We start from the raw sequence: 25,359 nt of genomic DNA, 5'->3' as shown, positions 1-25,359 counted from the left end.
GTAGGACCGTGGCCGGTCGCCGGACCGGGCGCACGGGTCGCCGCCGGGCGCGACGCTACTTGACGGAGGCCGTCGGGCCATCGGAGATGTCCTCGGCACGGTAGGTGATCAGGACCTTCTCGCCGATGCGGATACTCCAGCCGGGGGCGAGTTCGCTGGCCGAGGTACCGATCCGGGTCCAGGAGTCCGCGCCGGGCGCCGCGATGTAGGTGCCCGCGGGGGTGCCCGCGTCGCAGACGTAGACCTTGCCGCGTTCCACGGTGACGAAGGCGTGGATGCGCGAGACGTGGCGGTCGCGGGGAACCGACAGCGGCGCGGCGACGGCGGTGCGGACCGACTCGTCGCCGGCGGGAGCGCGGCCGATGACATACGGGCGGTCCAGGGGGTAGGCGGTCTCGTCGTAGACGAGTGCGCCGGGGGCGGTGGTGCCGTCGCTCTTGGCGATCACCCCGCTCGGGCGGGCCGGGCGGGTGCGGGAATCGTCCGGGGGCACCTCGGTGTGGAAGGCCGAGGAGCGGCTCGCGGCGGGGGTGTGCGGCCACGGCTGTGACATGGCCTTGGTGCCGACCGGTTCGGCGGTACGCGGCGTCGCCGCGCTGCCGCCCTCGGAGATCCGGCGCGGCTGCGCGGGTTTGCCCGCGGTGCGCGGAGTGCCCGAGCGATCGGCGCTCGACCGCTCGACCTCGGGTATCGAGTGGTCGGTTCGCGTGCGTTCGAGGGGTGCGTGCCCGGCCGACCGCGCGTGGCCGGCTTCGTTCGCGCGCGGCGGGCGCTCGTCCGCGGCGTCGTCGATCACCTCGAAGCCCGCGGGGGCGGTGGGCGCGGGCTCGTCCGCGCCATCCACCGATTTCACCAGGTCGGGGCGGTTGCCACGGGAGGACTTACCCGATCTGCGCGCGGCGATCCGCAATTCGAATCCGCCGCCGGGCACCACACCCGCGCGCAGGTCGGTGCGCGGGTGCACGGTGAGCGCCGCGCCGGTGTCGGAGCCGATGGCGATGCGGCGCACGGGTTCGCGCACGATCTCGTCGACCCACGTGAAGGCGCGTGCGCCGGAGATCGTGCGCACGCCCTCGGCGCCGTGAATCTCGGCGATCACCGGACCGCGCAGCAGGATGACGGTGCCGTCGGAGGTGGGGGCGAGCACACCGAACGGCGGCGGCTCCGACCCGCCGGCGAAAACCACCGCGGCGAGGCGCTGTGCGATGGCCGCACCGGGATGGTCGGCGTCCGCGACGGCTTCGATGGCGCCGAGAATTCGGTCGGTGGAGGCGGTTTCCCCGGCCAGATAGACGACTACCGCGTCGAAACGGGCGATCAGACCATCGCCCGGCGCGATCCCTACGGTCGACGGGTTCGTGCGCACCCGGCCTCCTTCCCGCGCGTATCGGCGTCCAGCATAGTGGCGGGTCGTCGCGGCCATTCCCGGTCGCGATAACGCGCGGTCGGCCCTCGCGCGGCGCACCCGCCCGGAATGTCGAACGCGGTTCGTGTCAAACGACGTTCGCGGCTGCGTAGTCTCGGCCGCATGGCAGAGCGCAGTGAGCGACCCACCGGTCCTGATGTCGCGGCAGTGCGGAAGGACGCCGAGCTATGAGTGCCGCGCCGGTCAGCCGCAGAGCCAGACCCGCCAAGGCGCCCTTGAGCCGCGAGGTGATCATCGAGACCGGATTGCGAATTCTCGACACCGACGGCTCGGCCGCCCTGACCATGCGGCGGGTCGCTCAGGAACTGGACACCGGTGCGGCCTCACTCTATGTCTACGTCGCCAATCGCGACGATCTGATGGCCGCCATGCTCGACGACGTGATCGGCGCGGTGCCCGAACCGGTCGGCGGCAGCTGGCGCGATCGGCTGACGACTCTGGTCGAGGACACCGTCGCCGCCATCAACAGGCATCAGGGTCTGGCCCTGGTGGCGCTGGCGTCGACACCCACCGACACCGTGCGTTTCCGGCTCATGGACCGGATGCGGGGGCTGCTGGCCGAGGGCGGGGTGGACGACCGCACCGCGCAGTGGGCGGTGGAACTGCTGTATCTGCATCTCGCGGCCTCCGCGGCCGACCGCGACGGACTCGACGCGGTCACCGCCGCGCGCTTGGCCGAGGTGTCGGGTCATCGGACCGGAGTGGCCGAGGAGAAGGCCCGCGCGCGGTGGTCGCTGCGGGTGCTCATCGACGGAATTCTGTCGACACCGGCGGGCTGAGCCCGCGATACTGCGCGGATGCAGCACATACGTGCGGCCACAGAGGCCGACCTGCCGATCCTGCGCGATATCGAGGACGCCACGGGCGCACCCTTCGCGGCCGTGGGCATGACCGAGGTCGCCGAGGACGAGGCGCCCTCGCTCGAGCAGCTACGAGGTTTCGCCGTCGCCGGGCGGGCGTGGGTGTGGGCCGATGACCATGACCGGCCCGTCGGATACCTGATACTCGGCATCGTCGATGGCCTGGCGCACATCGACCAGGTCTCGGTACATCCCGATCACGCGGGTCGCCGGATCGGTGCACGCCTGATCGCGCACGCCGCGCGGTGGGCGCTCGACCACGGGATGGACGCCATCACCCTGACGACCTTCACCGAGGTCGCGTGGAACGGTCCCTACTACGAGCGTCTCGGATTCCGTCGTATACCGGACGCGGACCTGTCCGAGCAGATGCGTGCCGTCCGCGCCGCCGAGGCCGCGCACGGGCTCGACCGATGGCCCCGTGCGGCCATGAGCGCGCCGCCGGCGGTGGTGATCGATTCGGCACGGGTCGTCGTGGCCGGGTCGGTCGCCGCGGACGGGTCCGCGACGGGCGATCCCGGTGCGGAGCGGGAGGATCGCGGCTCAGCCGTGGGCGGCGAATGCGGCTTCGGCGGCCGGTAGGGCGGCTCGGCGGTCGTCGGGGACGAGGCCGATCCGGGTGCGGCGGTCCAGGAGATCGTCGGGCTCGAGTGCGGCCTCGTGGGTCCGGGCGAAGGCGAATTCGGCCGCGGTGACGTCGATTCCGGGCGCGACCGGTGCGGCGAGCGCGGGGTCGCGGCGGATGGCGGCGACGATAGCCGCGGCGTGCGAGCCGTAGCGTTCGATCAGGATGGCGGGGGCGTCGAGACGGTCACGCGCCGCGCCGGACACCGCGCCGACCAGGGGAAGATGGCGGGTCGCGCAGGGGCGGGCGATCAGTCCGGCGGCCGCGATCGCGGCGTCGACGGCGTCCTCGGCCATGCGGCGGTAGGTGGTGAGTTTGCCGCCGACCACCGTGATCACGCCATTGGGGGCGCGCAGCACGGCGTGTTCGCGGGAGATGTCGGCGGTACTGCCGTCGGCGGTGCGCAGGAGGGGGCGCAGGCCCGCGAAGGAACCGCGGATATCGCCGCGGTTCAGCGGTTCTCGCAACACGGTGTTGATGGTGTCGAGGAGGAAGTCGATCTCGGCGTCGGTCGGCTCGGGCACGTCGGGGACCGGACCGGGCGCGTCCTCGTCGGTGAGACCCAGGTATACGCGGCCGTGCGCGGCGGGTAAGGCGAAGACGAAGCGGCCGACGCGGCCGGGGACGGGGACGGTCAGCGCGGCCGTGAGCCCGCCGAAGGCCGCGGCGTCGAAGACCAGGTGGGTGCCTCGGGAGGGGCGCAGATCGATACTCGGATCCACCTGATCGGCCCATACGCCGGTGGCATTCACCACGGCCCGCGCGCGCATGGCCAGACTCTGCCCCGTGCGGGTGTCGCGAAGTACGGCCGAATCGCCGGTCACCTCCGCGGCTTCCACCCGGGTCAGGACGGTCGCGCCGTGCGCGGCGGCGGTGCGGGCCAAGGTCACCACGAGGCGGGCGTCGTCGACGAGCTGCCCGTCCCAGGCCAGCAGGCCGCCGCGCAGCTCGGCGCGGCGGACCGTCGGCGCCAACCGCAGCGCCTCGGCGGCGGCCACCCGGCGCGACCGCGGCAGCAGCGCGGCGGGGGTGCCCGCGGCGCGGCGCAACGCGTCGCCCGCCGTGAAGCCCGCGCGGATCAGGCACTGCTCGGCGGCGCCGATATCGGGCAGCAGCGGCACGATCTGCGGCAGTGCGTGCACCAGATGCGGTGCGGTGGAGGCGATCATGACGCCGCGCTCCACCGCGCTCTCGTGTGCGATGCCGATGCGCCCGCTCGCCAGATAGCGCAGGCCGCCGTGCACGAGTTTGGAACTCCAGCGGCTGGTTCCGAAGGCCAGGTCGTGGCGTTCGACCAGTACGGTGCGAAGTCCGCGGCTCACGGCATCGAGTGCGACACCGGTTCCGGTGACGCCGCCGCCGATGACCAGCACATCGATATCCGGGCTGTCCCCGAGTGCGCGTAGGTCGCGTTCGCGGCGATTCGCGTCGAGCGCCGAACCGCCGTTCGTCGCCGAATTCGAGGTCATCACAGATCCCTTCCGGTGTGCGGACGCAGATAGCCCTCGATCGCGTAAGCGAGTTCGGTGTCGAGTTCGGGGCCGGGCAGCAGTGCGGCGACGGTGCCCGCGGACTGCACCGCCGACTGCGCGATCAGCAGCAGCATCGTGGCCAGCTGGACGGGATCGCCCGGGCGGATGGAGCCGTCGCGCTGACCCTCGCCGATCGTCGCGGCGAACAAGTCGATGAGCGTGCGCTGATTGCGGCCGAGCCGACCGAACACATAGGTGAGCATGAGATCGGTGTCGGTGCGGAAAATCTTGCCGAACAGGGCATTCGAGCGGATCTCGGCGGCACCGGTCACGATTCCGCGCACCAGTCGCGTGCGGGCGGCTCCGGTGGCGGGCATGGTGTCGGCCAGTATCGCGCGCAATTCGCGCACAAGGAGTTCGGCGATGAGCGCGCCGGTGTCGGGCCAGCGTCGGTACACCGTCGGCCTGCTCACGCCCGCACGCCGGGCGACCTCGGTGAGGGTTGTCCGGCGCACCCCGAACTCCTCGACGCAGGCGCGGGCGGCGTCGAAGATCGCCAGATCGGTGGGCGCGGGCGCGGCGTCGTCCGTACCGGCCGATGCGGCGCTCGACACGGTCACCGCCGGGCTCCCGTGGTGCGAGGGGTTGGTTCGGCGCCCATCGACTCATCCGCCTTCCGTGCGTCCGGTATGCGCGACGCACCGACCCCGAACGCCCGCGAGCCGAGCGGTGCGTTGGTCCGAGGGGTGCATTGCTGCGTGGTGCATTACCGCGTGGTGTATTACTGCTTGACAATCTATGTCAAACTGTAACGCATGGTCGAGACGCAGCACAGCGGCGGTGAATCCGCCCTCGAAAATCCGGGCGCGGTGGCGTCGGCAGCGAGTATGGTGTGGGACGCCTGGGGAATTCCGGCCGGACACCAGCCGCTTTCGGCACAGATCCGTGGCTTGCTCGCGCAGGTCTTCGGCGTATCCGGTACCCCGGTGGCGCGTCGCGATGAGGGTGACGTGCCACTCCGCGAGTCGACGCTGACGACGGCTCAACGAGACGGTTTGATCGCGGTGGTCGGTGTGGAGCACGTACGGACCGACCACCACGACCGGTTGCTGCGCGCGGGTGGAAAAAGCACCCCCGACCTGCTGCGACGCCGTCTCGACGGTCCGCAGGACGCCCCCGACGCCGTGGTCTTCCCGGCCGATCACGCCCAAGTGCTCGCGGTGCTGGCCTACTGCGCCGACAATGCCGTCGCCATGGTGCCCTTCGGCGGCGGCACCAGCGTGGTCGGCGGGGTCGAGCCCGAGCGCGGCCGATTCGCCTGCGTCATCGCCCTCGACCTGAGCCGTCTCGACGGATTGCGCGAGGTCGACCCGGTCAGCGGCACCGCCACCCTCGGTGCGGGCGTCACCGGCCCGCGGGCCGAGGAATTGCTGGGCGCGCACGGACTTTCGCTCGGCCACTACCCGCAGAGTTTCGAATTCGCGAGTATCGGCGGATTCGCGGCCACCCGATCCTCCGGGCAGGCGTCGGCGGGGTACGGCCGGTTCGACGACATGGTGCAGCGAGTGCGAATCGCCACGCCCAGTGGAGAATTGAATCTGGGCCGGGCGCCCGCTTCGGCGGCCGGGCCCGACCTGCGTGAGCTGTTCGTCGGCTCGGAGGGCGCCTTCGGAGTGATCACCGAGGTCACCGTCCGTGTCCACCCGAGCCCGGAAACCGTTGTGCGCCAGGCATGGTCGTTCCCGGATTTCGCCACCGGCGCGGCGGCGCTGCGCACGGTCGTGCAGACCGGCGCGGCCCCGACCGTGCTGCGGCTGTCCGACGAGGCCGAGACCGGTCTGAATCTGGCGCGCGCGGGCGATATCGGCGGCGAGGCGGTCACCGGATGCCTCGCGGTCACCACCTACGAGGGCACCCACGCCCACGTGCGGGCGCGAGTCGCCGAGGCGAACGCGCTGTTGCTCGCCGCGGGCGGGACGGCGCTGGGATCGGCTCCGGCCGAACAGTGGGAACACGGCCGGTTCGCCGCACCCTATCTGCGCGACGCGCTGCTGGATATCGGGGTGCTCTGCGAGACGCTGGAGACCGCGACGACGTGGTCGGCGCTGGCCGCGGTCAAAGCCGAAGTCACCGCCGCGCTGACCGATTCGCTGGCCGGGCAGGGCACTCCGCCGGTGGTGATGTGCCACATATCGCACACCTATCCCACCGGCGCCTCGCTGTACTTCACCGTGGTCGCCAAGCAGGCAGACGATCCGATCACCCAGTGGGGCATCGCGAAACGCGCCGCGGGCGCGGCCATCGTGGCCGCGGGGGCCACCATCACCCATCACCACGCGGTCGGCACCGATCACCGTCCGTGGCTGCCCGCTGAGGTCGGTGATCTCGGACTGCGCGTGCTGCGCGCGGTCAAACGCGAACTCGACCCCGTCGGCATCATGAATCCCGGGAAATTGGTCCGATGACGACGCGATCCGCACATCCCCCGCGCACCGCGCTCGTGGTGACCAACCGGCTCTCCGGCGCGGGCCGCGGTCACGACGCCGCCGCCGCGGCCGTGGGCAGGCTGGCCGAACGCGGCGTCGAGGTCATCGAGATACGCGCGCCGTCGGCCGCGGAATCGGTACGGCTGGTGAGCGACGCGCTCGCCGATCCGGCGCTGCGACCCGACGCGGTGATCTGTGTCGGGGGCGACGGACTGGTCAGCGTGGTGCTTCCCGCACTGGCCGAGTCCGGTGTGCCGCTCGGGCTGATACCCAGCGGCACCGGCAACGACCTGGCCCGCGCACTCGGCGTGCCCACCGACGATCCGGTGGCGGCGGCCGACCTGGTGCTCGCGGGCCGCGCGCGCGTGGTCGACCTCGGCCGTATCGAGGCCACCGGGGTCGAACCGATGTGGTTCGCCACGGTCACCGGCACCGGCTTCGACGCGCGGGTCACCCTGCGCGCCAATGCCATGCGCAGGCCGAAGGGGCCCGCGCGCTACAGCGTTGCCGCGCTCGCCGAACTCGCGGGCGGTCTCGCGGTGCCGTACCGCATCGAACTGTCGGGTGTCGCGCCGGGCGCGCTGGACAATCCACCGGGTGACACCGTGATCGAGACCGAGGCGGTCATGGTCGCGGTCGGCAATTCGCGCACCTACGGCGGCGGCATGCTGATCTGTCCCGACGCCGAGATGGACGACGGCCTGCTCGATCTGACCGTGGTCGGCAAGGTCTCCCGGTGGGAGATGCTGCGACTGCTGCCCGCGCTGTCGGCGGGCAAGCGCATCGACCATCCGGCGACCCGGCGCTATCGGGTGCGGCAGGTCACGCTGAGCGCGCCCGGCGCACCCGCCACCGCGGACGGCGAACCCGCGGGCATGCTGCCCGCGACCCTGCGCGCCGTCCCCGGGGCGCTCGTCGTACTGGCTCGCTGAGCTGGTTCGCTCGGTGTGGTTGAGCTGGTTCGCTCGGTGTGGTTGAGCTGGTCTGCCCGGTGTGGTTGAGCTGGTCTGCCCGGTGTGGCTGAGCGGGTCACCCGGCGTACTCGAGCAGGTCTCCCGCGTACTCGAGCAGGTCCCGCGCGTACTCGAGCAGGTCCCGCGCGTACTCGAGCAGATCCCGCGCGTACTCGAGCGGGTTCACCCGGCGAAGGTGATGCGGCGGATCGCGTTGACGGCGGGCCGGTCGACCAGCACCACCGAGACCGGAGTCGGGCCGAGCCGGGCGGGCGAACCCATCAGCCGCCGCCACCGGCGCACGTGCAGGCGGAAGGACACCCCGTTCACCCGCCGCCCGCGAGCGCGCTGTCCGGCCATGGCATCGGTTGCGGGCACATCGAGCATGACCAGGTGCACCTCGCGCCCGCACCCCGCGGCCCAGCGGCCGATCATGGTGCGCACCCAGCCGAAGGTCGCGCAGTCGTGGATGACCACCGGTCCGCGCGTATCGCGCAGGGCCGTCTTGACGGCCGCGTAGTGCACGACGTGCACGACCGGTCGCCACAGCGGATACGGCAGCCGTCCGAGTCTGTGCCGCCAGCGATTTCGCGCCTGATGGGAGTCGAGCACCAGCGCGCCGTTCGCGGCGCTCGGGTTCTCGTCTTCCGGGCGCGCGCCGAAGAACTTCGACAGCGCGGTGCTCTTGCCCGCACCGGGCACGCCCGCGACCACGAGGGCGGCGGTGGCGGGATAGCGCAATTCGTCGACCGGATCGCCGCGGAGATCGTGGACGGCGGTCGGCCGCATGATTCGTTCGGGTGCGGCGGGAATACGCGGTTCCGTGGATTCGGCGGAGAGTGCGTCGGAGTCGGCGGACAGTGCGTTCAACGGGGGGCTCATCCTATCCAGAGTCCACATTGTCCGTTTCTTCGGCAACCGGGAAAACCCTGAATTCACAGCGGAAACCGGCGTCCGTCGCCCAGATCCGCGGCGGCGGCGGCCGAACGCCGGGTAGCCCGCCCGATGCGACGGACGACACACTCGGCCCGAGCGGACCCGGCTCATGGTGATGCCGCGACGGCCCGTGCGGAGCGACGATAGGCACCACCATGCCGGAAGCTGAGAATTACTTATGGATTCCGAACCTGCCCCACGATCCCCGGTAAGCTGTGTGCATAGGCGGAGTGTTCGGTGTCCCTCATCCACCGAAGGCTCCGCCTTATTTTGTCCGTAGGCCCTTTTAGGCCCCGTGCGGCACCGGCCACTAGAATGCCGGGGTGACCAGCACAGCCCCTGACAACTCGCGTAATCGTGCCGATGCCCTCCCCAAGAGCTGGAACCCCGGCGAGGTGGAGGCCGAGATGTACGAGCGCTGGGTAGCCGCGGGGTACTTCGCCGCCGACGTCTCCTCCGACAAGCCCGGATACTCGATCGTGCTGCCGCCGCCGAATGTGACCGGCAGTCTGCACATGGGCCACGCCCTCGACCACACCCTGATGGACACCCTCTCGCGACGCAAGCGCATGCAGGGCTACGAGGTGCTGTGGCTGCCAGGTATGGACCACGCGGGCATCGCCACGCAGAACATCGTGGAGAAGCAACTCGCGGTCGACGGCAAGACCAAAGAGGATTTCGGCCGCGAGCTGTTCATCGAAAAGGTCTGGGACTGGAAGCGCGAATCCGGCGGTGCGATCCAGTGGCAGATGCGCGCCCTCGGCGACGGCGTCGACTGGAGCCGCGACCGGTTCACCATGGACGAGGGCCTGTCCCGCGCGGTGCAGACCATCTTCAAACGCCTCTACGACGCCGGACTGATCTACCGCGCGGAGCGACTGGTCAACTGGTCGCCCGAATTGCGCACCGCGATCTCCGATATCGAGGTGAAGTTCGAGGACGTCGACGGCGAGCTCGTCTCGCTGCGCTACGGGTCGCTCGACGACGACCAGCCGCATGTGGTGGTGGCCACCACGCGCGTGGAGACGATGCTCGGCGACACCGCCGTTGCGGTGCATCCGCAGGACCCGCGCTACCGCGCGCTCGTCGGCACCACACTCGAACATCCGATCACCGGGCGCCGGATCCCGGTCATCGCCGACGACTACGTCGATCCCGAATTCGGTACCGGCGCGGTCAAGATCACCCCCGCGCACGACCACAACGACTTCGAGATGGGGCTGCGGCACAACCTGCCGATGCCGAGCATCATGGACGAGCGCGGCCGAATCGCGGGTACCGGAACCGAATTCGACGGTATGGACCGGTTCGAGGCCAGGCGGGCGGTGCGCGAGCGGCTGGCGCGCGAGGGTCGCGTTGTGGCCGAGAAGCGCCCGTATCCGCACAGCGTCGGTCACTCCGAGCGCAGCGGCGAGGCGATCGAACCGCGGCTGTCCATGCAGTGGTGGGTCAAGGTGGAGGCGCTGGCCGAGGCCGCGGGTGACGCGGTGCGCAACGGCGACACCGTGATCCACCCGCCGAGTCAGGAACCGCGCTGGTTCGACTGGGTCGACAACATGCACGACTGGTGCATCTCCCGGCAGCTGTGGTGGGGTCACCGCATTCCGATCTGGTACGGCCCCGAGGGCGAAGTGGTGTGCGTCGGTCCGGACGAGACCGCGCCCGAGGGCTGGGTGCAGGACCCGGACGTGCTCGACACCTGGTTCTCCTCGGGACTGTGGCCCTTCTCCACCATGGGCTGGCCCGACAGCACCGCCGAACTGGCCAAGTTCTACCCGACCAGCGTTCTGGTGACCGGCTACGACATCCTGTTCTTCTGGGTCGCCCGGATGATGATGTTCGGCATGTTCGTCTCCGAGGACGCCGCGATCACCGCGGGCAAATCGGCGGACGCGGCGCAGGTGCCGTTCCGGGATGTCTTCCTGCACGGCCTGATTCGCGATCAGTACGGCAAGAAGATGTCGAAGTCGCGCGGCAACGGCATCGATCCGCTCGACTGGATCACCGAACACGGCGCGGACGCGCTGCGCTTCACGCTGGCCCGCGGCGCGCATCCGGGCGGTGACCTGTCGGTCGGCGAGGCGCACGCGCTTGCCTCGCGCAACTTCGTGACCAAGCTGTTCAATCTGGCCAAGTTCGCCCTGATGAACGGCGCGCGTCCGGGCGACCTGCCCGAGCGCGCGACGCTGACCGATGCGGACCGGTGGATTCTCGATCGGTTCGAAGAGGTCCTGACGGAGGTGGATTCCGCCTTCGACGCATACGAATTCGGCAAGGCGTGCGAGGCGCTGTACCACTACGTGTGGGACGAACTGTGCGACTGGTACCTGGAACTGGCCAAGGTGCAGTTCGCCGCCGACGACGCGCGGGTGGAATCCACCCGCGTTGTGCTCGGCACGGTGCTCGACGCGGTGCTGCGACTGCTGCATCCGGTCATCCCGTTCGTCACCGAGGCGCTGTGGCAGGCACTGACCGGTGGCGAGTCCGTGGTGATCGCGGCGTGGCCGCGGCCCTCGGGTGTGCCCGCCGACGCGGAGTCGGCGCGCCGCATCGCCGACGCGCAGTTGCTGATCACCGAGGTCCGCCGGTTCCGCAGCGATCAGGGACTCGCCGACAAGCAGAAGGTGCGCGCCCGTCTGACGGGTCTGGCCGAGGCCGGTATCGCCGAATTGGCCGAGGAGATCGCCAGTCTCGCGCGGCTGACCGAGCTCGAGGCCGACCGGCAGCCCAGCGCCTCGGTGGAGGTGCGCTTGAGCCGCGGCACCGTGGTGGTCGGCCTGAACACCGAGGGCGCGGTCGATCTCGACGCCGAACGCCGTCGCCTGGAAAAGGATCTGGCCGCCGCCGAGAAGGAACTCGCGGGCACCGACGCCAAACTCGGCAACGAGGCATTCCTGGCCAAGGCACCGGAGAACGTGGTCGACAAGATCAAGGCCCGCCGCGAGGCGGCCGCCGCCGATGTCGAGCGCATCGGCGCGCGGCTGGCGGAGCTGGCGAGCCGATGAACGACGAGCCGGAGCGTCAGTACCGGGACGAGCGCGGGTCCACCCGGCTCGGGTCCGGTCCGTCCCCGGTGGATCTGGCCGAGATGGCGCTGGTGGAGGCCGAACTCGACCGGCGTCGGCCGGAGACCGACATCGAGCCGTCGCTGACCAGGATCGCGGCGCTGATGGATCTGCTCGGGTCCCCGCAGCACAGCTATCCGGCGATCCACGTCGCGGGCACCAACGGCAAGACCTCGGTGGCCAGGATGATCGACGCCCTGCTCACCGCGCTGCACCGGCGCACCGGTCGGATATCGAGCCCGCATCTGCAATTGGCCTCCGAGCGGATCAGCATCGACAACCGGCCGGTGAGTCCGGCGCAATACGTCGACATCTACCGGGAGCTCCAGCCCTACGTGGAGATGGTCGACCGGCAGTCGGTCGCGGCGGGTGGCCCCGCGCTGAGCAAATTCGAGGTGCTCACCGCGATGGCATACGCGGCCTTCGCCGAGGCACCCGTCGACGTCGCGGTGGTCGAGACCGGAATGGGCGGCACTTGGGACGCGACCAATGTGATCGACGGCCAGGTCGCGGTCATCACCCCGATCGGCATCGACCACGTCGAATACCTCGGCGACGATCTCGCCTCCATCGCGGGGGAGAAGGCCGGGATCATCAAACGCGCGCCGGAGAGTCTGATCCCGCGCGACACCGTCGCGGTGATCGCCGAACAGGATCCGCAGGCCATGGACGTGCTGCTGCGGCGAACGATCGAGGTCGACGCCGCGGTGGCACGTGCGGGCTCGGAATTCCGGGTACTGACTCGTCAGGTCGCCGTCGGCGGTCAGCAGCTGAGCTTGCAGGGCCTCGGCGGGGTATACGACGACATCTTCCTGCCCCTGCACGGTGAGCACCAGGCTCGCAACGCGGCACTCGCGCTGGCCGCGGTGGAGGCGTTCTTCGGCGCGGGCGCGTCCCGGCAACTCGATGTCGACGCCGTGCGCGCCGGGTTCGCCGGGACAACCAGTCCCGGCCGGATGGAACGCATGCGCAGCGCGCCGACCATCTTCGTCGACGCCGCGCACAATCCGGCGGGCGCTCGGGCCCTGGCCGCCACCCTGACCTCGGAATTCGACTTCCGCAAATTGGTCGGCGTGATCTCGGTGTTCGCGGACAAGGACGCCGCGGGCATACTCGAGGCGCTGGAACCGGTCCTCGACGAGATCGTCGTGACGACCAACGGAGCCGCCCGCGCCCTCGATGTCGACCGGCTGGCCGATCTGGCGGTGCAGCGCTTCGGCGACGAACGCGTGGTGACCGCGCCGACCCTGGCCGACGCCATCGAGACCGCCATCGCCATTGCCGAGGAGGCGGGTGACGGCGACGAGATGGTCTCCGGCGCGGGCGTGGTGGTGACCGGATCGGTGGCGACCGCGGGCGCGGCCCGCGCCCTGTTCGGCAAGGACCCGGCGTGAGTCCCGCCGCGGCGGAAAGGAACCGAGCATGACCGATCGGCCCGACGAGCAGCCGCCACGTCCCCAGGTCCCCGATCCGTGGAAGGGCCTGCGCGGTGTGATGGCGGGCACCCTGGTCCTCGAGGCCATCGTGGTGCTGCTCGCGCTGCCGGTGGTCGCCGATGTCGGCGGCGGGATCACCTGGCTGTCCGGTTGTTATCTGGTGGCATTGGCGCTGGTCATGGTGCTCGGCGCGGGTATGCAGGGCCGGTCGTGGGCGCTGTCGTTCGATCTGGGCTTGCAGGTGCTGCTGATCCTCGGCGCGTTCATCCACCTCTCGATCGGCATCATCGGCGTCGTCTTCGCCGTCGTATGGGGCTTCATCCTGGTGCTGCGCCACGACGTGCGCAGGCGCATGGACGCCGGACTGCTGCCGAGCCAGCGGGTCGATCCGCGCGAGTAGCCGGGGCCGCACGGCGTGTCCGGCCCGGACCGCGGGCTCTGGTTCGTACCCGGCGGGGGTGCCCGATAGGCTGTGCGCCGTGACTGAGCAGACGTTGGTACTCATCAAGCCCGACGGCGTGGCCCGCGGACTGGTCGGCGAGGTGCTGGCCCGCATCGAGCGCAAGGGCCTGAAGATCGCCGCCCTCGAGCTGAAGCAGGTTTCCGAACAGTTGGCCGCCGAGCACTACGCCGAACATGTCGAGAAGCCGTTCTTCGGTTCCCTGATCGAGTTCATCACCTCCGGCCCCGTCGTCGCCGCCGTCCTCGAGGGGCCGCGCGCCATCGCCGCCTTCCGCCAGATCGCGGGCGGCACCGATCCGGTCGAGAAGGCCGTCCCCGGCTCCATCCGCGGCGACTTCGGCCTCGAGACCCAGTTCAACCTCGTCCACGGCTCCGATTCCCCCGAATCCGCCAAGCGCGAGATCACCCTCTGGTTCCCGGAATTCCCCGCCTGACCTCGTTCCGCTCCCGTCCCGGCCGACCCTTGACAGGACGGATTCGGCCGTGGCAGGGCCGCTGCCCGATCCCGCGCGAGCGAGTCCGCGCCGAGACGCAGCCGAGGTCTCGTCGAGTGCCGATGGAGAATCGTCGGCGCACGATGTGGGATACTGGGGATGGTTACCAACGGTTCCGACTGTTCGCGCAGGTACGCGGACTATCGGGTTACCGAGGCAACCGGATGACACCGCGGTTCGATGCCGATCATCGCTGCCACGGATATCGGCGCCCGCTTTCGGGGGCGCGGATGCCCGCGTCGGCACGCTGGATGAGGCGCTCGATCCGAGGAGTTCAGCCAACAGCCAGGCGCCGCGTGACCAGTTGGGCCCGAAGGACGAGATAACAGGGTATCGACCGGGTGCGCGACGCGAGACCACAAGACCTTGCGCCGCGGGCGTGAGGTGTACGGACAGCGCCCTCGCGTTGGCCGCGTCACTCCGTACCGGGAGGGACGCGCCCGGGGGCCCGAGGAGACTTCGTGGCCGATCAAGAGCCGCCGGAAACAACATCACAGGATGCCGATCAATTGCCGGAGCGAATCCGAGTTCACGCGCTTGCCAAGCGGCTGGGAGTGACGAGCAAGCGAATCCTGGCCAAGCTGACCGAATTGGGAGCCGACGCGCGCAGCGCGCAGTCGAACGTGGATCGGGCGGTCGCCGAATCGGTGCGCGACGCGCTCGGCACCGCGGAAGGCGCCGACGCCGCATCCCAGCCCGCCACCGCGGGTGCGCCTGCTGCCGAGGACACCGCGTCCGTGGCGGCGCCGGTCGCCGAGCCCGAGCCCGAGCCCACTTCCCAGCCGGGGCTGATCTTCTCGTCCTCGGATTCCGTCCACGCGGGCGTGGCCGAACCCCCACCGGCCCCGCAGTCGCCGGTGCGGCTGTTCACGCATGCCGTCACCGAGGAGCCGCAGGCCGCGGTGCCCGTGGTGTTCGAGTCCGCGGTGGCCGCGCCGCTGTTTCTCCCGCCGGATGCCACGGCCGTCGAGGAAGTGCGCAAACAGCGCCGTGCCGAGCGCGAGGCGCGCCGGGCCGAGGAGGCCCGGGTCGAGGAGGCCCGGGTCGAGGAGGCCCGGGTCGAGGAGGCCCGGGTCGAGCCCGAGATCGAGTCCGAGGACGACACCGAGACCTCCGACGACGATTCGGCCGAGCAGTCCGGTGACGTGGACGGTCAGCCGCGCCGTCGCCGCCGGGGCAGGCGCGGTCGCGGCCGGGGGCGCGGCGAACAACACGCCGATGGCGAGGGTGAGAGCGACGAAGATCACACCTACGCCGAGCACGAAGAGGACGGCGAGACGGCCGAGTCCGCGGAGTCCGACGAGTCGAATGCCGACGACGGTGAGGACGAGGACGAGTCGACCGCGCCGGAGGGGTCAAGCCGTCGCAGGCGTCGTCGCCGCCGCCGCAAGGTCGCGGGCGAGGGTTCGGAGTCCGAGGCCGCCGCCGAGGACGATCCGCCCAACACCGTCGTGCACGAGCGCGAACCGAGGAACAAGAGCCGCGGCCGCGCGGGCGCCGACGAGGTGCAGGGCATCACCGGATCCACCCGGCTCGAGGCCAAGCGTCAGCGCCGCCGCGACGGCCGCGAGGCCGGCCGCCGCCGCCCGCCGATCCTCACCGAGTCGGAGTTCCTGGCCCGGCGCGAGTCGGTCGACCGCGTGATGGTCGTGCGTGAGAAGACCGTCCCGGACCACCCCACCGCCACCCAGGTCGCGGTGCTGGAGGACAACATCCTGGTCGAGCACTTCGTCACCAGCACCGGATCGGCGTCGATGGTGGGCAACGTCTACCTCGGTCGCGTGCAGAACGTGCTGCCGAGCATGGAGGCCGCCTTCGTCGATATCGGCCGCGGCCGTAACGGCGTGCTGTACGCGGGTGAGGTGAACTGGGAGGCCGCCGGACTCGGCGGCAAGGAACGCAAGATCGAGCAGGCGCTCCGGCCCGGCGATCAGGTGCTGGTCCAGGTCTCCAAGGATCCGGTCGGGCACAAGGGCGCGCGACTGACCACTCAGATCAGCCTGGCCGGGCGCTTCCTGGTGTACGTGCCGGGCGGCACCTCCACCGGTATCAGCCGCAAGCTGCCCGATACCGAGCGCAAACGTCTCAAGGAGATACTGCGCGATATCGTGCCCGCCGACGCGGGCGTGATCATCCGCACCGCCTCCGAGGGCGTTGCCGAGGCCGAATTGGCCCGCGACGTGGAACGGCTCCAGGCCACCTGGCGCACCATCGAGGAGCAGGCCGCCAAGGAGAACGGCGCGCCCAAGAGCCTCTACGAGGAACCGGATCTGCTGGTCAAGGTCATCCGCGACCTGTTCAACGAGGACTTCTCCCGACTCGTCATCGAGGGCGAGCGGGCCTGGAGCACGGTCGAGAAGTACATCGGCACCGTTGCGCCGGATCTGCTCGCGCGTGTTTCCCGCCACGACAGCGGCGGTGCGGACGTCTTCGAGACCTACCGCATCGACGAACAGCTGGCCAAGGCGCTCGACCGCAAGGTGTGGCTGCCCTCGGGCGGCACCCTTGTCATCGACCGCACCGAAGCCATGACGGTCATCGACGTCAACACCGGGAAGTTCACCGGTGCGGGCGGCAGCAATCTGGAGGAGACGGTCACCAGGAACAACCTGGAGGCGGCCGAGGAGATCGTGCGCCAGATGCGATTGCGCGATATCGGCGGCATGATCGTCGTCGACTTCATCGACATGGTGCTCGAGTCGAACCGGGATCTGGTGCTGCGCCGCCTCACCGAGGCGCTCGGCCGCGACCGTACCCGCCACCAGGTCTCAGAGGTGACCTCGCTGGGCTTGGTCCAGATGACACGCAAGAAGCTGGGCACCGGACTGGTCGAGGCGTTCTCCAGCACCTGTGAGCACTGCCACGGGCGCGGCATCGTCGTGCACGCCTACCCGGTGGAACCGACCGCTTCGGAGGACGGCAGCCGCAAGGAGCCGGGTACGCGCAGGCGGCGCGGCCGGGACAAGAGCGCCGCCCAGCCCGCGCCCGCGCCCGCGCCCGTGACAGCGACCGCATCCGCGAGCAACGGCACCGCGCCCGCCCCGGAACCGACCGAGGACGACGCGGCCGTGAAGCGGGCCCATCCGGTGGCATTGGCGATGGCCGCGCACCAGCACACCGACGAGGATCTCGCCGCCGCCGACGAGGCGGCCACGGTGGAGTCGGCGGTGGTCGAATCCGTCGCGGAGACCGTGGATTCCGTGCTCGCGCCGCGGTCGCCGGAGTCCGGTGACACCGAGGCCGGGGCGCGGGTCGTCCGGGTCCCGGCGGAGGCCGAGGACACGGTGGTCGCCGAGATTGCCGCGGATGCGCTGAGTTCCGGTACGACCGCGGTCGTCATCACCGACACCGCCGATGCGGCGGAGGCAGGGACCGACGGTGGCGCGCGGGTCGATATCGCCGCGCGGGCCGAGGAACCCGAGGCCGTGGCGGCGGCTGCCGCGAGCAATGGCGTCGAGGCGGCCAGGCCCGCGCGACGCCGCAGGGTGGCGCGTTCGGCAACGGTGACGGCCGCGGACAGCAGCGCTGCGGTGTTCGTGGTGTCGGGCGACGATCAGCCGTCCGCGCCGGTCGTCGACTTCGACGAGCCGGTGCCCGCCGAACTGGTGACGCGCAGGCCGCGCCGCCGGGCCGTCGGGCGTCCGGCGGGTCCGCCGGTCGAGGACTGAGTGACCGCAACCCCGGTTCGCTGCTCGGTAGCCGGATAGCCGCCGAGCAGCGAATTGGGTTGTGGAGTAGGGGTCTGGTAGCCTTGGACGGTCGCTGCCTGGCGATGGGCACTACTTGATGCCCCCAGTCGCAGCAACCAGCCAAGACAGTAATTCAGTCAGGGTAAGGTCACGTCGCAACCCGCGACGTGACCAAGCACGAGTAGACATCGAGTGGAGGAAGCCGACCGATGGCAACGTACGCGATCGTCAAGACCGGCGGAAAGCAGTACAAGGTCGCGGTCGGTGACCTGGTGAAGGTCGAGAAGATCGAGGGTGAGCCCGGCGCGTCCGTGGCCCTGTCCCCGGTTCTCGTGGTGAACGGCGCCGAACTGACCACCGATGCGGCCGCGCTGGCCAAGGTATCCGTGGCGGCCGAGGTCGTCGAGCAGACCAAGGGTCCGAAGATCCGCATCCACAAGTTCAAGAACAAGACCGGCTACCACAAGCGTCAGGGTCACCGTCAGCCGCTGACGGTCCTCAAGGTCACCGGCATCAAGTAAGGCATCCGAGGAGAAACTGCTATGGCACACAAGAAGGGCGCGTCCAGCTCGCGGAACGGTCGCGATTCCAACGCCCAGCGACTCGGCGTCAAGCGCTTCGGCGGTCAGTCGGTCAAGGCCGGCGAGATCCTGGTTCGTCAGCGCGGCACCCACTTCCACCCCGGCGTGAACGTCGGCCGTGGCGGTGACGACACCCTGTTCGCCCTCGCGGCGGGCGCGGTCGAGTTCGGCGTCAAGCGTGGACGCAAGACCATCAACATCGTTGTTCCCGAACCGGTTCAGGCCTGACCGCCTGAATCACTTCGACAGCGTAGAGCGGGTCAGGGTCGCAGGACCCTGGCCCGTTTTCGTGTTCGCACACGCACCGTTCGACCCGCGTACCCGCCCCGCCCGCCTCGCGGAGCGCGAAACCGAGAAGGAGGATGATTCGGCGCATGTCCAAATTCATCGACCGTGTCGTACTTCACGTGCGTGCGGGTAAGGGCGGCCACGGCTGCGCCTCGGTGCATCGCGAGAAGTTCAAGCCGCTCGGCGGGCCCGACGGCGGCAATGGCGGCAACGGGGGCGATGTCGTCCTCGAAGTCGACCCGAATGTGCACACCCTCTTGGACTTCCACTTCCACCCGCACGCCAAGGCGGGTAACGGCAAACCCGGCGAGGGCAGCAACCGCGACGGCAAGCAGGGTGGCCCGCTGCTGCTGAAGGTGCCCGACGGCACCGTCGTACTCGACACCGACGGCGAGATACTGGCCGACCTGGTCGGCGCGGGCAATAGCTTCACCGCCGCGCGGGGCGGCCGCGGCGGACTCGGGAACGCGGCGCTGGCTTCGAAGGCGCGCAAGGCACCCGGATTCGCGCTGCTCGGCGAAGAGGGCGAGGAACGTGATCTCGTCCTCGAACTGAAGTCGGTGGCCGATGTCGGCCTGGTCGGATTCCCCTCGGCCGGAAAATCCTCCCTGGTCTCGGTGCTGTCGGCGGCGAAGCCGAAGATCGCGGACTATCCGTTCACCACGCTGGTGCCCAATCTCGGGGTCGTCGCAGGCGGCGACACCACCTTCACCGTCGCCGATGTGCCGGGGCTGATTCCCGGGGCCAGCGAGGGCCGCGGTCTCGGCTTGGATTTCCTGCGCCATCTGGAACGCTGCGCGGTGCTCGCCCACGTGGTCGACTGCGCGACGCTGGAGCCGGGACGCGATCCGGTCTCCGATGTCGACGCGCTCGAGGCCGAACTCGCGGCATACAAGCCCGCGCTGCGCGAGGCCGGACTCGGCGATCTGGCCGACCGCCCGCGCGTGGTCATCCTCAACAAGACCGATCTGCCCGATGCCGCCGAGTTGGCCGAGATGGTGACCCCCGAATTCACCGAACGCGGCTGGCCGGTATTCGCGATCTCGGCGGTGAGCCGGGCGGGCCTGCGTCCCTTGACCTTCGCGCTCGCCGAGATGGTGCGTCGGTATCGGGAGGACCATCCGAAGGCGGCGCCCAAGCGTCAGGTGATCCGCCCGATCGCGGTGGACGAGACCGGTTTCAGTGTGATCGCCGATCCGCAGGAGCCCGGCGGGTTCATCGTGCGCGGTCCGCGTCCTGAGCGGTGGGTGCACCAGACCCAGTTCGACAACGACGAGGCCGTCGGCTATCTCGCGGACCGTCTGGCGCGGCTGGGCGTGGAGGACGAACTGGTCAGGTTGGGCGCCGAACCGGGCGCCCCGGTGACCATCGGCGATGTCACCTTCGAGTGGGAACCGCAGATCACGGCGGGCATCGACCGGGTGCCCACCGGTCGCGGCACCGATATCAGACTGGAACGCAACGATCGGGTCAGCGCCGCGGAACGCAAGCACGCTTCGCGCGTGCGGCGCGGTCTGGTGCGCGAGGACGAGGAATAGTCGTGTGTCACACGGCATTCGGGCGCGTGCGTGGCATCGAGGCCGTGGCGCGCACCGGATGCCGGGCGAACCGGAGGTCGTGTCGGCGCAACGCGAGCCGCGCGGGGCTCCGGTGATCGGTTCGGATGTGGTGCAGGGAGTTGTATTGTGACCCAGATTAATTCGTCGACCGATATGACGTCCGCCGAGATCAGTCCGGCGCGCGCGGCCATCGCGGGCGCGCGCAGCGTCGTGGTGAAGATCGGCTCGTCGGCGCTGACCAGTCTGAAGGGCGGGCTCGACACCGCGCGGCTGGACCGGCTCGCCGACGCCGTCGAGGCCAGGATGCGGGCGGGCGCGGATGTTGTGGTGGTGTCCTCGGGCGCCATCGGGGCGGGCATCGCGCCCCTCGGTCTGTCGGCGCGACCGCGGGATCTGGCGACCAAACAGGCGGCCGCCAGTGTCGGCCAGCTGGCGCTGGCGCACGCCTGGGGCACATCCTTCGCCCGCTACGGGCGCACGGTGGGGCAGGTGCTGCTGAGCGCCGACGATTTCTCCCGGCGCGAACATCACCGCAACGCCCAGCGCACCCTGGACCGATTGCGCGCGCTCGGGGCGGTAGCGGTGGTGAACGAGAACGACACCGTCGCCACCGAGGAGATCCGTTTCGGCGACAACGACCGGCTCGCGGCCCTTGTCGCGCATCTGGTCGGCGCGGACGCGCTGGTGCTGCTCTCCGATGTGGCCGGACTCTACGACGGCGATCCGCGCAAAGGCGGGGCCGCCTTCATTCCCGAGGTGCGCAGCAGCGCTGATCTGGACGGGGTCATCGCCGGCACCGGCGGCGCGCTCGGCACCGGTGGTATGGCCTCGAAACTGTCGGCCGCCCGGCTGGCGGCCGACGCGGGCGTGCCGGTGCTGTTGGCCGCCGCCGCCGACGCCGCGGTCGCCCTCGCGAGCGGCGAGGTCGGCACCGCCTTCGCCGCGCGACCGGTTCGGCTGTCGGCCAGGAAGTTCTGGGTTCGTCACGCCGCCGACAGCCGTGGCGCGGTGCTCCTGGACGAGGGGGCGGTGCGCGCGGTGGCCCAGCGCCGCCGGTCGCTGCTCGCGGCCGGAATTGTCGGGGTGCGCGGCCGATTCCACGGCGGTGACGTGGTCGATCTGGTCGCGCCGGACGACTCCGTGGTCGCCCGTGGCGTCGTCGAATACGACAGCACGGAACTCGCGGGCATGCTCGGCCGCTCCACCAGGGAACTACCCGACACCATGCAGCGCCCCGTGATCCACGCCGACGACCTGGTCAGCGTCCAGTAGTCGCCGGTCCGCCGCGATTCGATCGCGCCGAGGGCGATCCGGTTCCCGTGCGGAACCCGGTGCGACGAGGGTACGCGTTCGCGACCGCCGCCGCGCCGCGGTCGATTCCGTGGCGCGGCGGGAGCAGCGACGCGATGTCAGCCGAGGTCGGCCAGTTGGGCGACGGCGGGCGCCATGTCCTCGATCCAGGCGGCGGGGCTGCCGGTGGTGGGGACGACGATGACCTGGTGTACGCCCAGTTCGGCGTAATCGGCCATGGCGCGGACGAATTCGTCGCGGGTATCGGGTGTGGGGCGGGGGTTGTTGGCCATCATGGTGATGCGCAACGTGTCGAAGTCGCGGTCGGCCTCGTCGCAGTGACGGCGCAGCACGTCGAGTTTGTGTTCGACGTCGGCGGGTGAGACGCCGAAGATATTGCAGGCGTCGCCGTAGCGGGCCACCAGGCGCAGGGTCTTGCGTTCCCCGCCTCCGCCGATGAGGATGTTCGGGCGGTGCAGGGGCTGCGGCGAGTTGAGGGTTTCGGCGAGCTGGTAGTGCTTGCCCTCGAAAGGCCCGTTGTCGTTCGGATCCCACATCTGCGTGCAGATGCGCAGCGCCTCCTCCAGCCGCTCGAAGCGTTCGGAGATGGGCGGGTACGGCACGCCGAGGCCGAGGTGTTCGCGTTCGAACCAGGCCGCGCCGATGCCGAGCGCCGCGCGTCCGCCGGAGAGCACGTCCAGGGTGGTGACGATCTTGGCGAGCAGACCGGGATGCCGGTAGGTCACGCCGGTGACGAGCAGACCGAGCTCGATGCTGGAGGTGTGCGCGGCGAGGTAGCCGAGGGTGGAGTAGCCCTCGAGCATATTCGCCTCGGCCGGTAGGCCGGTGGGCTCGATCTGGAAATAGTGATCCATGAACGACAGCCAGGTCGCCCCGGCGGCCTCGGCGGCCCGTCCAACTCGGGCGAGTTCGCCGGCGATCGCCGCGGTGCCGCCGTCGATATCGAAGATCGGAATGTGAAATCCGAGCTGCATGGATGCTTTCCTCCTGTGTCGACACATCCGTGTGGCACCACGCTATGAGCTGGAGTGCGCTCCAGGTCAAGCCGAAGTCGACTACCGCACCGCGCGCGTGATCGGATAGGCGACCGGGCGCCGCGTCACCGACATCGGTTCGGCGGTCGTTACCGGGACGTCGGAGGCGAACTGCGCCGGGGACTCGGTGAAATGCCGAGTCCAGCCACGAAGGCGCGGCGCGTCGCTGCTGCCGATCCGGCGGCCATTCCGCTACGGGCCGGGCTGGGGGACGACGCCCGGCTGGTTGGTGGTGGACTCGGCGGCCGGTGTCTGGCCCTGCTCGGGGATCGGACCGGTGACGCCCGGCTGTCCGCCCGGGTCGGGCAGCGGCGCGCCCGGGGCGGGTTGGGGCGGCGGGGCCGGTGGCGGCGGGGCCTGGGTCGACGTGGGCGGCGGCTGGTTGGTGGTGGGCGGCGGCTGGTTGGTGGTGGGTGCGGGCGGTGGCGCGTCCTGTGTCGTCGGCGGCGGCGCCTGCTGTGTCGGCGGCTGCTGCTGTGTGGTCGGCGGGGCTTGCTGTGTGGTCGGTGGGGCTTCCGTCGTTGTGGGCGGTGCCTGCGTTGTCGTCGGCGGTGCTTGGGTTGTCGTCGGCGGGGCCTGGGTGGTCGACGGTGCCTGCGATGTGCTCGGCGGCGAATCAGTAACCGGCGGTGGCGCTTGCGTGGTCGACGGCGCGGGCGTCACTGTCGGTGGCGCTTCGGATGTCGTCGGCGGCGCAGGGGACGGCTCGACGGTGCGCGGGGCGGCTTCCGGTGCGGGCGTGGGCGTTTCGAGTGCCGAGGGCGGCTGCTCGTGCGGAATGTCCCGCGGTGCGGCGTTGTCCGGCGGGACCGGCGACTGCTGTGGCGTCGCGCCGTAGCCGTGCCGCGGGGCCGCGGGGGCCGAACCGTTGTCCCCGGGCGCGGACCGCGGACTTTCGGGCAGGGCGGGTACCGCGGTGCCCGCCGCGCGGTAGGCAGGCTTGTAGATCATGTTCATGGCCATGACGGCCTCTTGGCGCAGTGCCTCCTGCGCCATCTGCGCGTCGATGACATGGGCCGCCTCGAGCAACTGCGCGATCGTGCCGATCGGCCCGACGCCGCCGGGCGGCGCGACGGCGACCTTGGTGGCCTCGGCGGCGGCGGCGACCGCGCCGAGACGCGCGCCGACCTCGCCGAGTACCGCCGACAGCTCGTCCACCGAGGCGGCGTAACTGCGGGTGCAGGCGTAGGCGGCCTCGGCCGCGGCGCCCTCCCACGCCATGCCGTTCATGACGCGATCGGCATTGCCGCGGGTCAGCGGGAAGGTGGCGGCCAGCGTGCCCGCGACTTCCAACCAGGTTGCGGAGGCACGCACGATCGCCGCGGCGTCGATCTGCTGCGCCTTGGCGTAGATCTCCTCGTGCGGCATGGACTCGAAATGCTCCATGGCGCCGATGTAGTCAGGATCGTTCCCGGTCACGACCGCACTACCCGCGACTCGACCGCCCGCAGCGCGGCGGCGTTGGCGGCGTCGGCCTCTTCGTAGAGTCCGGCACTGATCAGGAACGCCTCCTTCATGCGGTAGGCGGCCTCGATGTAGTGATCGAGCAGGGCGGCGGCGTCGCGTGCCTTGTGCGCGAATCCCGCCTGGAGTTGCTGGGCGGAGACGAATCCGCCGAAGCCGTCGAGTTCGGCCGCCGATTCCAGTTTCTGACGCAGGGTCAGCAGTCGGTCGGCCTGATTCTCGTACTCCTGGGCGCAACGTCGCGCCGCGTCGGGGTCGAACTTGATGGTGCCCGCTTGCGCGTCCTGCTTGAACCGTGCGATATCGGCACGGCTGTTCTCGATAGTCATGCGCACCCCCGGGATCGGTCGGTCCGCCTCAGCGTAACCGCAAGGTGTGTCCGCAGTCAGCAATAGCCGCGCTCATGTGACGCTCAGCGGGCTTGTGCCGGAATACGTTTCTGCAATTGCACCCCGATCTGCTCGACCGAGGCCGGTACCACGTGCACCATATCGCCCGCCTTGATCAGGTAGCGACCGTCCCCCGCGACGTCGATCCAGGTGTAGTGGATCGGCGGTGTCGGCTCGGACCGGTCCAGGCGCGGTTCGATACGGATATGTCCTTCCGCGGTATGCGGTTTCAGCAGCAGTTTGCGTATCGGGGCCGCCGCCGGGACGCGCGCGACCGTCTCGCTGTCGCGCACCGTCTCGGCGTCCGCGGTGCGCGCCGGATACCGCCCCGCCGGCGCCTTGGGCAGCAGCGCGGCCACCCTGGCGCCGAGTTTGGCGCTGTGCCCGATCGAGATGCGAACCGTCCCACCGAAATCCGGTCGCGTGCCCGGTTCCTGGACGGCGAGCACCGCGCGGTCGAAGACCGTGCAGGCCAGCAGCCGGATCTCACTGCCCGGTTCGTGCGCGCCGCCGATGGCGACGACGCGGGTGTGCGGTTCGGCCAGGATGCGCAGACATGCCGTCAGGTCGGGGTCGCCGCCGCGCGGTAGTCGTTCGGCGAGTGCGGCACGCAGCTTCTCGGCCGCGTCCTCTGTACGCGGCGTCTCGAGTATCCGCAGCGGGTACGGATGCCGATCCACCTCGGTCTCACGCCACACATGCGCGAATTCGTCCGGAGTGAACGTCCATCCCACGCCGAATCACTTCCTCACCGAGCCCACCGAGACGGATCGAGCATATCGGGTATCACGACGAATGCGATGCGGAGTTGTGAACCCGCACCCGGACA

Annotated in this window: 21 protein-coding genes; 13 read left to right on the top strand and 8 right to left on the bottom strand. The window is 70.3% G+C overall.

The window, feature by feature from the left end:
• Positions 1 to 55: 55 nt before the first annotated feature.
• On the bottom strand, positions 56 to 1,366 hold the full coding sequence (locus APZ21_RS13120; protein WP_054813548.1) for an FHA domain-containing protein: 1,311 nt from the start codon (positions 1,364 to 1,366) through the stop codon (positions 56 to 58).
• Between the two features lie 227 nt (positions 1,367 to 1,593).
• Here APZ21_RS13120 and APZ21_RS13115 point away from each other — a divergent pair, with 227 nt between their 5' ends.
• Together APZ21_RS13115 and APZ21_RS13110 are read left to right on the top strand one after the other, a co-directional pair.
• Positions 1,594 to 2,205 (top strand): TetR/AcrR family transcriptional regulator, encoded by a 612-nt coding sequence (locus tag APZ21_RS13115; RefSeq protein ID WP_054813547.1) that lies wholly within the window; start codon positions 1,594 to 1,596, stop codon positions 2,203 to 2,205.
• 18 nt (positions 2,206 to 2,223) lie between these two features.
• Positions 2,224 to 2,868: a GNAT family N-acetyltransferase gene (locus APZ21_RS13110; RefSeq protein ID WP_156371046.1), complete on the top strand. Its 645-nt coding sequence runs from the start codon at positions 2,224 to 2,226 to the stop codon at positions 2,866 to 2,868.
• Here the strand turns inward: APZ21_RS13110 and APZ21_RS13105 are convergent.
• A complete protein-coding gene (locus APZ21_RS13105) occupies positions 2,830 to 4,380 on the bottom strand; it encodes a glycerol-3-phosphate dehydrogenase/oxidase (protein WP_054813644.1) in 1,551 nt (516 codons plus the stop codon). The genes APZ21_RS13110 and APZ21_RS13105 overlap by 39 nt on opposite strands.
• Positions 4,380 to 4,997 (bottom strand): TetR/AcrR family transcriptional regulator, encoded by a 618-nt coding sequence (locus APZ21_RS13100; protein WP_054813643.1) that lies wholly within the window; start codon positions 4,995 to 4,997, stop codon positions 4,380 to 4,382. The genes APZ21_RS13105 and APZ21_RS13100 overlap by 1 nt, the downstream gene beginning before the upstream one ends.
• A 273-nt stretch (positions 4,998 to 5,270) precedes the next feature.
• On the opposite strand from APZ21_RS13100, the gene APZ21_RS13095 reads away from it, so the two are divergent.
• Positions 5,271 to 6,848, top strand: a complete 1,578-nt coding sequence (locus tag APZ21_RS13095; protein ID WP_054813642.1) for an FAD-binding oxidoreductase — start codon at positions 5,271 to 5,273, stop codon at positions 6,846 to 6,848.
• The gene (locus tag APZ21_RS13090) at positions 6,845 to 7,801 is read left to right on the top strand and encodes a diacylglycerol kinase family protein (RefSeq protein ID WP_054813546.1); all 957 of its coding nucleotides are present in this window, start codon (positions 6,845 to 6,847) and stop codon (positions 7,799 to 7,801) included. The genes APZ21_RS13095 and APZ21_RS13090 overlap by 4 nt, the downstream gene beginning before the upstream one ends.
• A 204-nt stretch (positions 7,802 to 8,005) precedes the next feature.
• Here the strand turns inward: APZ21_RS13090 and APZ21_RS13085 are convergent, their stop codons facing one another.
• Positions 8,006 to 8,704 carry a TGBp1 family protein gene (locus tag APZ21_RS13085; RefSeq protein WP_239476606.1) on the bottom strand — a complete coding sequence of 233 codons (699 nt, stop codon included), beginning with the start codon at positions 8,702 to 8,704 and terminating at the stop codon, positions 8,006 to 8,008.
• A gap of 377 nt (positions 8,705 to 9,081) precedes the next feature.
• Here APZ21_RS13085 and APZ21_RS13080 point away from each other — a divergent pair, with 377 nt between their 5' ends.
• From APZ21_RS13080 to proB, 9 genes are all read left to right on the top strand, one after another.
• Positions 9,082 to 11,763, top strand: coding sequence for a valine--tRNA ligase (locus APZ21_RS13080; protein ID WP_054813545.1), 2,682 nt, complete (start codon positions 9,082 to 9,084; stop codon positions 11,761 to 11,763).
• On the top strand, positions 11,760 to 13,217 hold the full coding sequence (folC, locus tag APZ21_RS13075) for a bifunctional tetrahydrofolate synthase/dihydrofolate synthase (protein WP_082393057.1): 1,458 nt from the start codon (positions 11,760 to 11,762) through the stop codon (positions 13,215 to 13,217). The genes APZ21_RS13080 and folC overlap by 4 nt, the downstream gene beginning before the upstream one ends.
• Positions 13,218 to 13,245: 28 nt before the next feature.
• The gene (locus tag APZ21_RS13070; RefSeq protein WP_054813544.1) at positions 13,246 to 13,659 is read left to right on the top strand and encodes a DUF4233 domain-containing protein; all 414 of its coding nucleotides are present in this window, start codon (positions 13,246 to 13,248) and stop codon (positions 13,657 to 13,659) included.
• Between the two features lie 79 nt (positions 13,660 to 13,738).
• Complete coding sequence (ndk, locus tag APZ21_RS13065) at positions 13,739 to 14,155, top strand: nucleoside-diphosphate kinase (RefSeq protein ID WP_054813543.1); 417 nt, start codon at positions 13,739 to 13,741, stop codon at positions 14,153 to 14,155.
• A gap of 521 nt (positions 14,156 to 14,676) precedes the next feature.
• Positions 14,677 to 17,883: a translation initiation factor IF-2 N-terminal domain-containing protein gene (locus APZ21_RS13060; protein WP_054813542.1), complete on the top strand. Its 3,207-nt coding sequence runs from the start codon at positions 14,677 to 14,679 to the stop codon at positions 17,881 to 17,883.
• A 230-nt stretch (positions 17,884 to 18,113) separates the two neighbouring features.
• Entirely contained in the window at positions 18,114 to 18,425 is a 312-nt protein-coding gene (rplU, locus tag APZ21_RS13055) for a 50S ribosomal protein L21 (RefSeq protein WP_054813541.1), read from the top strand.
• A gap of 21 nt (positions 18,426 to 18,446) precedes the next feature.
• On the top strand, positions 18,447 to 18,713 hold the full coding sequence (rpmA, locus tag APZ21_RS13050; protein WP_054813540.1) for a 50S ribosomal protein L27: 267 nt from the start codon (positions 18,447 to 18,449) through the stop codon (positions 18,711 to 18,713).
• A 146-nt stretch (positions 18,714 to 18,859) separates the two neighbouring features.
• On the top strand, positions 18,860 to 20,311 hold the full coding sequence (gene obgE, locus APZ21_RS13045) for a GTPase ObgE (RefSeq protein ID WP_054813639.1): 1,452 nt from the start codon (positions 18,860 to 18,862) through the stop codon (positions 20,309 to 20,311).
• A gap of 174 nt (positions 20,312 to 20,485) precedes the next feature.
• Positions 20,486 to 21,604, top strand: coding sequence for a glutamate 5-kinase (gene proB, locus APZ21_RS13040; protein WP_156371055.1), 1,119 nt, complete (start codon positions 20,486 to 20,488; stop codon positions 21,602 to 21,604).
• A 137-nt stretch (positions 21,605 to 21,741) separates the two neighbouring features.
• Here proB and APZ21_RS13035 read toward each other — a convergent pair whose 3' ends face one another.
• The 4 genes from APZ21_RS13035 to APZ21_RS13020 form a co-directional block, all read right to left on the bottom strand.
• The gene (locus APZ21_RS13035; RefSeq protein WP_054813539.1) at positions 21,742 to 22,617 is read right to left on the bottom strand and encodes an LLM class F420-dependent oxidoreductase; all 876 of its coding nucleotides are present in this window, start codon (positions 22,615 to 22,617) and stop codon (positions 21,742 to 21,744) included.
• Positions 22,618 to 22,869: 252 nt separating this feature from the next.
• Positions 22,870 to 24,096, bottom strand: a complete 1,227-nt coding sequence (locus tag APZ21_RS13030; protein WP_054813538.1) for a hypothetical protein — start codon at positions 24,094 to 24,096, stop codon at positions 22,870 to 22,872.
• Positions 24,093 to 24,470 (bottom strand): hypothetical protein, encoded by a 378-nt coding sequence (locus APZ21_RS13025; protein WP_054813537.1) that lies wholly within the window; start codon positions 24,468 to 24,470, stop codon positions 24,093 to 24,095. The genes APZ21_RS13030 and APZ21_RS13025 overlap by 4 nt, the downstream gene beginning before the upstream one ends.
• Before the next feature lie 83 nt (positions 24,471 to 24,553).
• Positions 24,554 to 25,264: an ESX secretion-associated protein EspG gene (locus tag APZ21_RS13020; protein ID WP_054813536.1), complete on the bottom strand. Its 711-nt coding sequence runs from the start codon at positions 25,262 to 25,264 to the stop codon at positions 24,554 to 24,556.
• Positions 25,265 to 25,359 lie beyond the last annotated feature (95 nt).

It is taken from the genome of Nocardia arizonensis, from assembly GCF_001310275.1.
Classification (GTDB): domain Bacteria; phylum Actinomycetota; class Actinomycetes; order Mycobacteriales; family Mycobacteriaceae; genus Nocardia; species Nocardia arizonensis.
The sequence above is the reverse complement of the archived record's forward strand: the minus strand, read 5'-3'. Positions and strand labels throughout refer to the sequence as shown.